10 protein-coding genes, 1 pseudogene and 1 CRISPR repeat array are annotated in these 14,055 nt (G+C 35.1%); of the genes and pseudogenes, 9 read left to right on the top strand and 2 right to left on the bottom strand.

The window, feature by feature from the left end:
• Nucleotides 1-61 precede the first annotated feature (61 nt).
• A CRISPR array of direct repeats spans nucleotides 62-479; the repeat unit is 20 nt; unit sequence CAACCATATTGGACGAAAAC.
• Between the two features lie 111 nt (nucleotides 480-590).
• A complete protein-coding gene (locus VIL26_02105) occupies nucleotides 591-1,952 on the top strand; it encodes a hypothetical protein (protein ID HEY8389738.1) in 1,362 nt (453 codons plus the stop codon).
• Nucleotides 1,953-1,977: 25 nt separating this feature from the next.
• On the opposite strand, the gene VIL26_02110 is transcribed toward VIL26_02105, so the two are convergent.
• Nucleotides 1,978-2,301: a hypothetical protein gene (locus tag VIL26_02110; protein HEY8389739.1), complete on the bottom strand. Its 324-nt coding sequence runs from the start codon at nucleotides 2,299-2,301 to the stop codon at nucleotides 1,978-1,980.
• A gap of 337 nt (nucleotides 2,302-2,638) precedes the next feature.
• Here VIL26_02110 and VIL26_02115 point away from each other — a divergent pair, with 337 nt between their 5' ends.
• Nucleotides 2,639-4,162 (top strand): SusF/SusE family outer membrane protein, encoded by a 1,524-nt coding sequence (locus tag VIL26_02115; GenBank protein HEY8389740.1) that lies wholly within the window; start codon nucleotides 2,639-2,641, stop codon nucleotides 4,160-4,162.
• A gap of 72 nt (nucleotides 4,163-4,234) precedes the next feature.
• Here the strand turns inward: VIL26_02115 and VIL26_02120 are convergent, their stop codons facing one another.
• Nucleotides 4,235-5,059: a LacI family DNA-binding transcriptional regulator gene (locus tag VIL26_02120; GenBank protein ID HEY8389741.1), complete on the bottom strand. Its 825-nt coding sequence runs from the start codon at nucleotides 5,057-5,059 to the stop codon at nucleotides 4,235-4,237.
• A 71-nt stretch (nucleotides 5,060-5,130) separates the two neighbouring features.
• On the opposite strand from VIL26_02120, the gene VIL26_02125 reads away from it, so the two are divergent.
• From VIL26_02125 to VIL26_02155, 7 genes and pseudogenes are all read left to right on the top strand, one after another.
• Complete coding sequence (locus VIL26_02125; protein HEY8389742.1) at nucleotides 5,131-6,831, top strand: glycoside hydrolase family 13 protein; 1,701 nt, start codon at nucleotides 5,131-5,133, stop codon at nucleotides 6,829-6,831.
• 1 nt (nucleotide 6,832) lies between these two features.
• Nucleotides 6,833-8,248, top strand: a complete 1,416-nt coding sequence (locus VIL26_02130) for an extracellular solute-binding protein (GenBank protein ID HEY8389743.1) — start codon at nucleotides 6,833-6,835, stop codon at nucleotides 8,246-8,248.
• 98 nt (nucleotides 8,249-8,346) lie between these two features.
• Complete coding sequence (locus VIL26_02135) at nucleotides 8,347-9,591, top strand: sugar ABC transporter permease (protein HEY8389744.1); 1,245 nt, start codon at nucleotides 8,347-8,349, stop codon at nucleotides 9,589-9,591.
• The gene (locus VIL26_02140; protein ID HEY8389745.1) at nucleotides 9,588-10,451 is read left to right on the top strand and encodes an ABC transporter permease subunit; all 864 of its coding nucleotides are present in this window, start codon (nucleotides 9,588-9,590) and stop codon (nucleotides 10,449-10,451) included. The genes VIL26_02135 and VIL26_02140 overlap by 4 nt, the downstream gene beginning before the upstream one ends.
• 204 nt (nucleotides 10,452-10,655) lie before the next feature.
• Nucleotides 10,656-12,137 carry a stage IV sporulation protein A gene (gene spoIVA, locus VIL26_02145; GenBank protein HEY8389746.1) on the top strand — a complete coding sequence of 494 codons (1,482 nt, stop codon included), beginning with the start codon at nucleotides 10,656-10,658 and terminating at the stop codon, nucleotides 12,135-12,137.
• A gap of 207 nt (nucleotides 12,138-12,344) precedes the next feature.
• The gene (locus VIL26_02150; protein ID HEY8389747.1) at nucleotides 12,345-12,983 is read left to right on the top strand and encodes a redox-sensing transcriptional repressor Rex; all 639 of its coding nucleotides are present in this window, start codon (nucleotides 12,345-12,347) and stop codon (nucleotides 12,981-12,983) included.
• 29 nt (nucleotides 12,984-13,012) lie between these two features.
• A pseudogene (locus VIL26_02155) lies at nucleotides 13,013-14,055 on the top strand (aldehyde dehydrogenase family protein).

Consider the following 14,055-nt stretch of genomic DNA (forward strand, 5'->3'; position numbering starts at 1 on the left):
TATTGGACGAAAACTCGCTTCAACAGATGAGTTCTCCCTCGCTTCAACAAAGTTTATAATCCAACCATATTGGACGAAAACTTTGGACAATAGATTAACCTGTTCTAGCGTGGCTCTGTTTATAATCCAACCATATTGGACGAAAACTGATGATGTTTTCGGCTTCTCCGGGGTCGCAGGTTGGTTTTTAATTCAACCATATTGGACGAAAACTTCAGGTTAAAGCCTTGTGACACAACTGCTGCACAGGTTTTTAATTCAACCATATTGGACGAAAACCGATAACTTTGACCGCGGTTGGGCGTATGTTTACTTGGTTTTTAATTCAACCATATTGGACGAAAACGGAAGTAGCTATCAGGCAGCTTGTCCGACTTAATATTAGTTTTTAATTCAACCATATTGGACGAAGACTATTAAACTCTTTATCATTAATTGTTAGAGGGCGAGTTTTTAATCCAACCATATTGGACATATTTTTAATCTTTTTTAATGCATCAAAATTCGACATTAAATACAAAAAAATTTGACTTTTGAGTTGAAAAGATATAATTTACAAGTAGATAAGGTATTTTTAGGAGGATAAAACATTGAAAGTTTTAATCAGCAATATTGGAAATACTGATCCTTTCAGAGAATCAAAAGAAAAAAGTGAATCAAATGAAAAAAGAGAATCAAATGAAAAAAGAGATGGTGCCGCTTTACATATCGCAAGAGTTTATCAGCCTGATTTTATATATCTGATATCAACCAAAGAAATGTCTAAGCATAATACCACCAATACAAAAGTTCAAATTGAAAATCTATATAAAAAATTAAATAAAGAAGTAAAGATATCAATTATTAAGCTTAATGAAAATGATCCGTCTGATTTTGATGAAATGCATGTTTATGAAAAAATTCATCGAGAAATCTATGAAAAGCACAAAAATGATAAGATATATGTCAATATAAGTTCAGGTACGCCGCAGATGATGTTTGCAGCATGTCTTGACATCGTATCTAATGACAGGGGGTTTGTACCAGTTCAGGTAAAATCGCCTCAAAATGGAGCTAATACTAATATTCGTCATGTATCAAATGAAGAAGCACAAAAACCAAATGATAATTTGGACGATAAACCCGAATTCTTTGTCAACCGGTGTTGCGAACCTAATATTTTTGTATTTAGAAACAGCGTGTTAAAAGTTAAATTAAAAAAAGCTGTCAGTGCTTATGATTATATTACAGCTCTTGAGTTAATCAAAGATGTCTATTTGTATAAAGACTCAAAAGTATGCAAAATGCTTGATTTTGCTTATAAATATAATTCTATGGAAAATGACAGTGATTTTTACAAAAAAGCGCAAGAATTTGGGTTGCAATTAAATGAAATAGCTGATAATGAAATAAGGCTGATTGTTCAGGCGTTTAATGTGCTTAAGATAAAAGTTTATAGACAGGAATATGTTGATTTTTCTAACAGGATATCGCCTATATTGTTTTCGATAGCTAAGCATGTTTTTGTCAGTACACCTAAAGGTAAAGAATTATATGATAAGATTATAGAAATTGACGATAATGATGTAGAAATAATTAATTTTAAAAAAGCTGTTGAAAATGGCTTGATATTTAATAATAGGAAAAACGGTTATACATTTTTGGCTTTTAAGCATTTTGTAAAAATATTTGAAAAAGGCAATTACTCTAAGGTTGACAATAGAATATATGAGGGATTGCGTAAGTTTGAAGAAAAAGTAAGAAATAAGACTGCTCATTCTTTAAAACCGTTTACAAAAGTTTATATAGAAAGACTAACAGAAAACACTATAGAGAGTGTTTTAAATGATATAAATACATTGATTATAAAAGAATTTGAAATTAATACTCAAAATCTCAATTTCTTTGAGGAGATAAACAAACTTATAATTAATGAGATAGATATTATGAATGATAATATATCTATAAAATGATAATATATCTATAATATGATGAGATTTAATCGTTATTTTGGTCTTTTTTATAGCCTGTTATATCATTGAGCAATTCTTTTGCTTTATCAAGAAACTCATACGGAACATAAATTTTTAGATTTTCTAACTTTAGACCAAAATATGAGCGCACTCCGCTGCCAGATGGTATAGCAGAATAAGGAATGTTTTCTTCTTTCAAGATGCCGCCCATCATTTCGCCCCACATTGATCTGGTTTCAATCAAAAAGCAAAAATCATCATTTTGGGGACTTCTTAAATTTTCTTTGCCGCATATTCTGCAATAATTTTGCTCATTAATCATATGGCAATTTTCACAAAAATAGAGCATTTTATTCTCCCATATTTTGAAATCTTTAAACACATTATATCACATTAAATTATAATCAAAAAAACTCTAGTTAAGGCTTGGTTTCATTAATCATTATATTCGAAAAAATATTTTTTTAAATTCTCTAATTTAAATTTAAGTTTTTTTCCTATTCTTAATCTTCAAAAAACAAAAATTCTAAAAACTTTTTTTGGATTGATATTGACATTACAAATATATTGTGATATAGTGGTTATGTTAATCGGTTAACATAAATTATAATGCAGATCTTTTAAAAGCAGAATTTAAGGGGAAATCAATTTTACCCAAATTTATTATTAAAATATGGAGGAGAATAATGAAAAAAAGGGCATTAGTTTTGATACTTTTACTCTTATTTACATTACCTTTGATTGCATGCGGGAAAAAAGATGATAAAACTTATTACACTGTCAAGTTTTTAGACGGCGAAACTGTAATCAAACAAGTAAAAGTAGAAGACGGACAAAAAGTAGAGAGTTATGAACCGACTAAGGAAGGCTATGAATTTATTGACTGGTTCAGCACTCCTAGCAAAAATCATACATTTGATTTTGATCAAGAAATCAAGCAAAATACAATAGTATATGCTGGTTTTGCCAAAATACAGGCTGACACACGTACTTTCTATATAGTAGGCAGCGGCACAAGCAATATATTAGCTACCAATAGCTGGGGAACTAAAATTACTGATGCACATAAACTTACTAAAGCTGAAGATAAAAATGAATATACAATAACTTGCGATCTTTTAGCTGGCGATGAATTTCAGTTTGCGATAAACAGCAGCTGGCACAATAAGCGTGGATATGGATATTTGAAAGAAACCAAGTTGTCAGACGGAACAGTTGTATTTTCAGGAGCTGGCGGTGGTTTGGGTGAAACAAACGCTAAAGGAAAGAACATAAAAGTTGAACTTTCAGGAAATTATACTCTAAAGCTTAAAACATACCCCGCTGAAGATTTCTATAATACTTCAGATTCGTCATATACCGAAGCTAATAAAGAAGTATATAATGTAGGCACATACGACAAAATCGAATGGGTAAGAAACGGCGATCCTCAAGAAACATCAAATGTTACTGTTAACTATTATATAAAAGGTTCCGGAATTACCGAATGGAAAGATGTATTTAGTTCTGTTACATCCTTTACACAAGGTGATAATGGCTTGTTTACATTTACTGTATATCTAAAACAAGGCGAAGAATTCTTGTTCATGTCAGGAAATACAGTAAACGGAGTTGTTTCTGCTGGTTCTAAGTTTATTAATTATGCTAATTTGGATGATGCTAGCAAAGATTTGTTTACCAATAACAACGGCAATCTTATAACAAAGGCAGCCGGAACATATACCTTTGTTTATAGTGAAGAGACTGACAAACTTAGCGCTACTTTAGATACAGAAAAAGTACCTGAAGCTAGAGATTATTATCTTGACGGTACGTTTGCAGGTGCATGGGGTGATACATTGTATGGTCCAGCAGGCGAAAGAAAAACAGGAAGCCAAGGTGAAGGCAGCTACTTGTTTATAGACGATTACAAACTTATCGAAACAGAAGAAGGTTCAGGCATTTATCAGATTTTAGGTGTTGAGTTGTCTGCTAATTCAGAATTTATAATTCAAAGTTATAAAGCAGGTGCAACTGAGCCAGGAATTTGGAATACTGACGGTTATAACTTCTTAGGCGTTTATAATTTCAGTAATTTGGTGTCAAATAATAACTTTGAAGCTGTTAATATTAGCACAAAGAATCTTAACATCAAAGTTAAAACCGCAGGCACTTATAATATTGTCTTTAATTCTTATACACAGCTTATTACTGTTACTGCTGCAGCTTGATTTAAAACGAGGTAACTTCATAATAAACAATAATCCCGCCGTCAATAAAGGGCGGCGGGATAAGTTTATAAGCTAGATTTTTATAAAATGTTCGGGATTTTGAATTGCAGTACGGTTGATAGCGTTTTGAATACAGTTTAATATGCTTTTTGCTCGTTTATCGTATATATTTTCATCTACGTACTTATAAACGTTGTATTCTGTAGTCTTTTCAAACAAGCCCAAAAGAGAAGAATGCGCAATCAAAATGTTTTTGTGTTTGGGCTTGAGAGTTACTGCATCGCTAAGGTCATGATAAAAAAGAACATCATCAAAAATCTCGGATATGCTTTTTTTCAGCTCAGCATTTGCCAAGTCAGGGCAAATAAATGTATATGGTGAATTAAAGTATGTTTGAGCAGCTGTTTTCATCTTTGCATAATCAAAGATCACCTGATAAAAGACAGGATCGTCCAAAAGACTGTCAACAACGATAATGGGTATGAAGTTTTCGTTGCTTAATGCGTAAAATTCTTCCCTAGAAAAATCAATACACAAACATGCATCAGCATTGATTTGGGCAACGGATTTATCAGGCAGATAAGATAATATATGATTGTCATTTTGTTGAGATAATGCTTTGCTGAAATGCTGCAAAAAACACAAAGTTTCCACTTCTTGCCAAAAACATGTACTTTTTGAAGTGCGCACAGCAATAATGTTTTGAACATTCTTGCTTGACAAATTGACGGCATGAAGATTGGGCGAATAATTCAAAAAGTTTATTGCATGCAAAACTTTTTTTCTCGTAGCCTCAGAAACGTGTTTGTCTTTTACGCCGTTTATGACATAGGATACGGTCGCGACAGAAACTCCTGCCATACGTGCGACATCTTTATTTGTAGGTCGTTTTTGCATAGCAATATTATACGTTTTAACAAGTTTTTTGTCAATATAAAACGGTTAACCAAAGATTTTTAGGAGTGGGTATGAACAAAGAAGCTATATTTCATATGCCTGATAGTAAATTCTGTTTTGCTGCGGATGAAAAAACCGTTGTCTTGCGTCTTAGGACATCAAAATCAGATAAGTTTGATTATGTAGGCGTTATATATGGCAGCAAATATGAATTCCATGAAAAACAACATGAACAAGAACTAAAAAAACAATATACGGATAATTACTTTGATTATTACATAACCCAAATCAGTTTAGATGATGTAAGGTTTGTTTATATATTTAAAATAGTAGAAAATGGCATAGTTAATTATTATTGCGAAGAAGGAATCAGCCAAGAGTATGATTTTTCGCTGGCATATATGAATGCTTTTCAGCTGCCTTATATCAATTTTGCTGATATTCATCATGTCGTGCCATGGATGAGAAAAGCGGTATTTTATGAAATATTTATTGACAGGTTTTATCGCGGAGATCTGAATAAAAAAGACGATTATATAAATCTAAAATGGGGAGAGATACCTAATCCCAAAAGCTTTGCTGGAGGCGATCTGAAAGGAATAACTCAAAAACTAGATTACCTAAAAGATTTGGGTATTAACGCTCTGTATCTTACGCCAATATTTTGTTCGATATCCAATCACAAATACGATATTTATGATTATTTTAATGTTGATCCTCAATTTGGCGGCAATGAAGCATTTAAAGATTTGGTAAATCAAGCTCATCGCGCAGGCATACGCATTGTTTTGGACGGCGTATTTAATCATTGCAGCGAACTTTTGCCTCAATTTCAGGATGTTTTAAAAAATGGAAAAAATTCGCCATATTTTGACTGGTTCATCATAAGAGGCGAAAAGCCCGATCCGAAAAATCTTAATTATGAATGCTTTTCTTCATGCAGTTATATGCCAAAATTTAATACTTCCAATCCAGACGTTCAGAAATTTTTGTTGGATATTGCGGTCTATTGGATTAAGGAGTATGATATTGATGGATGGCGGCTTGATGTAAGTGACGAGGTCAGCCATGATTTTTGGAGAGTTTTTCGCAAAACAGTAAAACAAGTTAAAGAGGATTGTGTCATCATAGGGGAAAATTGGCATGATGCTTATCCATATTTGCATGGCGATCAATATGACAGCATTATGAATTATGCGTTTACAAAAGCCAATATGGATTTTTTTGTAAAAGGTAGTATTTCTTCACAAGAATTTGCAGAAAGATTAAGCAGAATTTTGATGTGCAATACCGATCAGGTCAATTTTATGATGCTAAATCTTTTAGACAGTCATGACACGCTTAGATTTTTGACTCAACTAAATGAAAAAACCGATAAGCTGATTTGTGCGCTAGCGGTAATGTTTATGTTTGTGGGAGTGCCTTGTATTTATTACGGAACTGAAATCGGAATGGTGGGCGGTTATGATCCTGATTGCCGACGAACTTTTGATTGGCAAAAGGCTGATAAAGAAACACCGCTTTTTAGTATCACAAAAGCATTGATTAATCTAAAAAGCCGAAGCGAATTGGTGTATGGACAGATAAGATTGAGTTCATATAACGATTTGTTTATATTGGAAAGATTTTATCAAAACAAAAAACTGCGTCTGACGCTCAATAACGGCTTAGATAATAAAAGTTATTCTTCTGAAGGCACAGTTTTAGTTTCTCATAATTTAATAAGCGAAAAGTTGAATTCTTTTGGCTTTGTAATTGAGGAGGTGGAGTAAGGTGAAAAAAATTATTGCTGCAATAGTTGCCCATATTTTTTTGATATTTGGGATTATTGTAGGAATAGGAATTTTTAGTGAAACCAAAGCAAATGAGGGAATAATCAAATTTACAGGGGAACTTGAAAGAAATGTAACCTTAAGAATTTTGGAAAACGATACTGCGATAAAGCAGGGGTATTTTCAAGAATTGCTAGATGCTTTTAACGCCGCTTATGCTGAATATGGCATTACTGCCGTTGATGCCAATATGGATCAATATTCTGACCTTGAAAATGACGGACCTTACGGTTATGGTCCTGACGTGTTGTATCAGGCCAATGACAGACTGATGAAATATGTAGAAGGAAAGCATATTCAGCCGCTTCCTGTTGAGACTCTTGAATGCTTTGATAATATTGACCAAAAATCATGGGATGCATACAGGGCAGTGATTGAAGGAGAAGAATATTATTTTGGCGTACCTGTCAACATTCAGGGTCCTTTGATGTATTACCGAAAAGACTTATTGCCTGAAAATTGGCAAACAGAATGGGACGACAATAAAAATAATATTCCAGATATGCTGGAAAATTGGAACGATATGTATAAATTTTCTTTGATAAGAAAACAGCAAGGAAAATTTGGATATATGCGTTCATTCAAGGAACCGTATTTTTCATTTGGATATTTGTTTAGCTATGGCGGATATATCTTTGGCAACAACAATACAGACTACTCTGATATCGGTTTAAGCAAAGGCGAAGCTGAAAAGGGTGCGTGGGTGATAAAACAATTAGCGTCTATGATGAATGAATGGTGTATAGACGATACCATAACAGTTAACGCTTATGCAAAAATAGGCAATGGAGATTATTTTGCTACAGTAACCACTCCTGATGTCTATACATTATTTATTGACCAAATGGTGCTTAACGGTATGAGCCGTCAGCAAGCGATTGAAAATCTAGGTATTACGTCTATGCCAGCTTTGCCTTTGAGCGGCGATTTGACACAAGAAAATCCCGAGCTTATTCCTAATATAATGATGGGCGGTATTAATGGTTATGCCATAAGCTCATATACAAAAGCGCCTAACGCTGCATTGGCTTTTGTAAATTTTGCTACGAGTTATGAGATGATTTTACGCAGAAACCAATTATTAGGCATTGCTCCTGCAAGAGTAGATGTTGCAAAAGATGTGGGAGGACTTTCAGAAATAATCAACCAAAACCTTTCGCTTGGATATTACGAAATAATGCCTTCAATAAAAGAAACAGCTCAGATTTGGACTCCTGCTGAAACTTTGTTTTCGGATATAGCAAAGGATGCATTTAGAGAAAAAAATGAAGTCAAATATACTACCTTAGCTTCATATAAAGCAGCATTGCAAAAAGTCGATAAGCAGATATATGATGCGATTCATACTTTGCAGTAAGGGGAAGATGTATGGAAACTACATATAACAAAAAGAAAGGCAACATAAAAGAATTTTTCAAAAATGCAGATTGGCGCGTTGCTTGTTCGGGAATTTTTATGGGACTTGGGCAATTGATGTATAAGCAATTTGCCAAAGGACTGCTGTTTTTGGTTTTTCAAGTAGCAGCAATCTTGTTTTTTGTGTTTTGGGGCGCAAAAGATTTGGCGGGATTGATAACTTTGGGCACAGTAAAAGGAAACGCTTGGTACAATATAAAAGGCGATAATTCAGTTCTTATGCTTATAAGAGGACTATTGTCGTTGATAATACTGATCTTTTATTTTATGGTTTATATCGCCAATTTGAAAGATGTTTTTAAAACACAAAAGAAAATATCTGAAGGAAAAGCTCCTATAAGTTTTTTGCAAGAATTAAAAGATCTTTTTGATAAAAACTTTTACCGCACCGCTTTGTTTTTGCCTATACTGGGTGTTTGCATTATAAATGTTCTTCCTATAATTTTTATGATATTGATTGCTTTTACCAATTATGGGGGGAATATTGTTCCGCCTGAGCTTGTAGATTGGGTAGGGTTTGCAAACTTCAAGAAATTAATCGTGTTAGGACAATTTGCGCCGACTTTTCTAAAGATTTTGTTATGGAATATGATATGGGCTATAGTATCCACAGCAATTAATTATTTTGGCGGATTAGGAGTTGCCTTGTTGTTTAACAGCAAATGCGTAAAAGGCAAAGCCTTCTGGCGTGCGTTTCCTATATTGGCTTATGCTGTCCCTGGATTTATAACTTTGCTTGCTTTCAAATTTATGTTCAGTTATGGCGGTCCTATCAATCAGATAATAACGGCGGCGGGAGGAAAAGCGATAGGCTTTTTGGACATAGATGCAAAATGGATCGCTAGAGGTATTGGTTTTGGCGTAAATGCATGGTTATGTATTCCTACAAGCATGTTGCTTGCAACCGGTATTTTGGGAAATATGAATGAAGATTTGTATGAAGCGGCCAAAATAGACGGAGCTGGTCCTTTTAGACAGTTTATATCAATTACCTTGCCTTTTGTGTTATTTGCTACAATGCCTGTTTTGATATCGCAATTTATAGCTAATTTTAACAACTTTGGTATTTTCTATTTTCTGCGTGAAGGATTGATTATTGACGGTTATTTTCTGGCGAGTGATACAGACTTGTTGATTAACTGGCTATATAATTTGTCAATTAACAATAACTATTATTCAATAGGTGCAGCGATAAGCATTATCATATTCTTAATTACATCTGTACTTTCATTGGTTGTATATACCTTGTCGCCTAGTTATAAACAGGAGGATAACTTCAGATGATACAGAGCATTACTAAAAAAAGAGCAAAAAAAATAAAAGCCTCTTATATAGTCAATAGTACATTTATATATTTGGGCATAATTATTATAAGCCTTATATTCTTATTTCCTGTTTTATGGCTGGTGCTTGCATCTTTTTCAGACTCAGGCTCAATGTATTCATTTAACGGCTTTTTCCCAAAAAAATACAGCCTGAATAGTTTTAAAACATTGTTTACAGATGTCCAATTATATAATTATCCAAGATGGTTTTTAAACACTTTGTTAATTTCAACCGTAAGCAGTATAGTTGGAACATTTTTAGTGATATTGACTGCATACACAATAAGCCGTTTCAGATTTCCTAGCAGAAAAAAGCTGATGAAAGGTACCTTGGTGCTTGGAATGTTCCCTTCTTTTATGAGCATGATAGCTGTTTATCTTCTTATGACGCAATTTAATCTCGTTGACAAGCCATTAGGTCTTGCTCTTATTTATGCTGCCGGTGCTCCTATGGGATATTTGACTCAAAAAGGCTTTTTTGATACGATTTCAGGTTCTATAGAAGATGCCGCGCGCATAGACGGCGCAACTAATTTTAAAGTTTTTATAAAAATTATCCTCCCGATGTCTAAACCCATTTTAGTATATACACTTCTTACACAGTTTGCGTGGCCGTGGAGCGATTTTATACTACCAAAATTATTGCTAAAACATAAAAAGTATTATACGGTCGCAGTAGGACTTATGACCCTTGGAGATGATGAATTTGCGCGTTTTGCAGCAGGCTCGATTTTTATAGCGGTTCCTATAATCATATTATATTTCTCATTGGCAAAATTCTTGATAAAAGGAATTGCTTCAGGCGCTGTAAAAGAATAAAATGCAAAATAATAATGATTGATAAACAGCTGTTTGCAAAAAAAGGATAAGATTAATATCTTATCCTTTTATATTTTAATTTTCTTCGTTCAGATTTTAACTGCAGGTAGCCGCTTTTTGTTTAGTTTTTCCGAACTTAACAGTCATATCCATATATAACGCTTTCATATAATTAATTATATCTAAATATGCAAGGAGTATTGTATGGAAAACTTTGATCTTTATCAGGATATAGCAACCCGCACTAATGGCGATATATATGTGGGTGTTGTGGGACCGGTAAGAGCAGGCAAATCGACATTCATAACCAAGTTTATGGAATCGCTGGTTATTCCAAATATAGCCAACAAAAACGTAAAAGAGCGCACTATTGACGAGCTTCCTCAGGCGGCTGCAGGCAAGACCATCATGACAACTCAGCCCAAATTTATCCCCAATGAAGCTGCCAAAATCAAAATTCGAGACAATATCGAAATCAAAGTCCGCATGGTTGACTGTGTGGGTTATCTTGTTGACGGGGTTCAGGGACACAAAGAAAACAGCAAGCCGCGTCTTGTAAAAACGCCGTGGAGCGATGCCGAAATGCCCTTTGAAGAGGCTGCCGAACTCGGAACAAGAAAGGTCATAACCGAACATTCTACTATCGGTATATGCATAACCAGCGACGGTTCGATAGGAACAGAAATTCCCAGAAGCGCTTATGTAAAGGCGGAAGAAAAAGTCGTTGCCGAGCTGAAAGCGACAGGCAAGCCGTTTTTGATTATTCTCAATACAACCAATCCTTTGTCATCCGAAACGACTAAGCTAAAAAATGCTTTGTCCGAAAAATATAATACTTCTGTTTTGGCTATTGATGTTCTTAATCTTAAGATAGAAGAAATCAATCTTATCCTAGAAACTGTTTTGCTTGAATTTCCGATAAGAACATTAGAAATAGAAATGCCCAACTGGATGCAGACATTATCGCCTGACAATTCGGTAATAAAAGATGTGCTTAAGTTTACCAATGAATTGGCGACCAAGATGTGTAAGATGCGTGAATACGCAATAGGCGAAATGATGGAAATAGGCAATCCACACCTTGAAAAGCCCAATGTATCCAATGTCAATTTGGGCGAAGGCAAAGTTGTTTATAGCATAACGCCCAAAGACAATCTGTTCTTCTCTGTTTTGAGCGAAGAATGCGGCTGCGAAATTGACAGCGATTTCAAATTGATGTCATACATAAAACAGGTTGCGCATTCTAAGAGCACTTACGAAAAATTAAAAACAGCGCTTGAAGAAGTTGAGCAAAAAGGCTATGGCGTAGTAAGTCCGTCTTTGGATGAAATGACTTTGGAAGAACCCGAAATAGTCCGCCAGGGCAGCAGGTTTGGCGTAAGACTAAAAGCGAGCGCACCGTCATTGCATATAATGAAAGTTGATCTGGAAACTGAGGTAAGCCCTATTGTAGGAACAGAACAGCAAAGCGAAGATTTGGTAAGATATCTGTTGTCTGAGTTTGAAAACGATCCTAAGGGCATATGGGAAACCGAAATGTTTGGAAAATCCTTGCACAAACTTGTCAAAGAAGGTCTTACCAATAAGCTCAATGCAATGCCGCAGGAAGCCCAGAAAAAAATGCGCAAGACTCTCTCTAGAATTGTCAATGAAGGACGCGGCGGCGTAATCTGTATCTTGTTGTAATGACAAGGGGGAAGATAACATAAAAAAGAGGCAGGCTGTAAGCTTGCCTCTTTTTAATTACAGCTGTTTTATATGATTTTTTAGTTTAATAATTTTTCAAAAAATATAATTGACATTTTATTGTCAATATAATTGACAACGCATTATCAATGATGATATAATTAAAATCGATATAAATGGTACCGAATTGTATATATGAGGGGAGAAATGAACGGTTATAAGTCATTTTCAATTGCCTGTGTACAGAGATTGCCTAGCTATCTTAATTATTTGAAAAACAAACAAAAAGAAGGTGTAGAGTATATCAGCACTGTTACTATGGCAAATGATCTTAATCTAGCTGCAATAACCGTAAAAAAAGATTTGCAGCAGGTATCGAGCACAGAAGGAAAACCCAATGTAGGTTTTTGTGTGGCGCGCTTGATAAAGGACATTGAAAGTTTTTTAGGCTTTGATAATACAAAAGATGCGGTGCTTGTGGGCGCGGGAAGTTTGGGAAGCGTGCTTTTATCATATAACGGTTTCCAAAAATACGGGCTTAATATAGTCGCTGCTTTTGATATAGACCCTGAAAAAATAGACACCGAAATACACGGCAAAAGGGTCTTTGACCTGAACAGAATGACGGGGCTGGTTAAAAGAATGGCGATTCATATAGGCATAATAACTGTCCCCAAAGACTGCGCCCAAAGCATATGCGATATGATGGTTGAAGCGGGCATAAGAGCTATTTGGAACTTTGCGCCAGTCAGCTTGACAGTTCCTAACGATGTAGTTGTACTTAATGAAGATTTGGCGTCATCGTTGGCGGTGTTGTCCAAAAAGCTAAAAGAAATGTTAATGTGATTCAAATTTATTTTAGGAGATATATTTGCATGAAAGATTATGAAATCGTAGACAGTGTAGAAAAGCTAGAGGCTACACTTAATAAGGTAAGACTGGCACAGCAGGAATATGCGCAGTTTACCCAAGAACAGGTTGACAAAATTTTCTTTGCGGCGGCGGTTGCTGCCAACAGTCAGAGAATACCGCTTGCAAAGATGGCTGTGGCCGAAACAGGCATGGGCGTTGTAGAAGACAAGGTCATAAAAAATCATTATGCTTCTGAATATATTTACAATGCCTACAAAGATGTAAAAACTTGCGGATTAATCGAAGAAGACAAAGAACAGGGCATCAAAAAGATTGCAGAGCCTTTAGGCGTAATAGCTGCGGTTATTCCTACCACTAACCCGACTTCAACAGCTATTTTCAAAACACTGCTCGCTCTAAAAACCCGAAACGGAATAATTATCAGCCCTCATCCAAGAGCAAAAAACAGCACAATCGCAGCAGCAAAAATTGTGCTTGAAGCTGCAATAAAAGCAGGCGCACCCGAAAACATTATCGCTTGGATTGATGTTCCTTCTTTGGAATTGACCAATATGGTTATGAAAGAAGCTGACATCATTTTGGCTACCGGCGGTCCTGGCATGGTAAAAGCGGCATATTCAAGCGGAAAACCTGCTTTAGGCGTAGGCGCAGGCAATACTCCCGCTATCATAGACGATTCAGCGGATATTGTTTTGGCGGTTAACTCAATTATTCATTCCAAGACATTTGATAACGGATTGATTTGCGCTTCCGATCAGTCGGTTATCGTTTTGAAAGAAGTATATGACAAGGTAAAATCAGAATTCAACGCGAGAGGCTGCTATTTCCTTGATGAAGAAGAAACTCAATAAGTAAGAAAAACTATAATAATTAACAATGCTTTGAATGCCAAAATCGTAGGTCAATCGGCTTATAAGATTGCAACGCTTGCAGGAGTGGAAGTACCTCAAAACACCAAGGTATTGATAGGCGAAGTAGAAAGGGTGGATTTGTCAGAAGAATTTGCGCACGAAAAATTATCGCCTGTACTTGCTATGTATAAGGC

This window comes from Clostridia bacterium (genome assembly GCA_036562685.1).
GTDB lineage: Bacteria > Bacillota > Clostridia > Christensenellales > DUVY01 > DUVY01.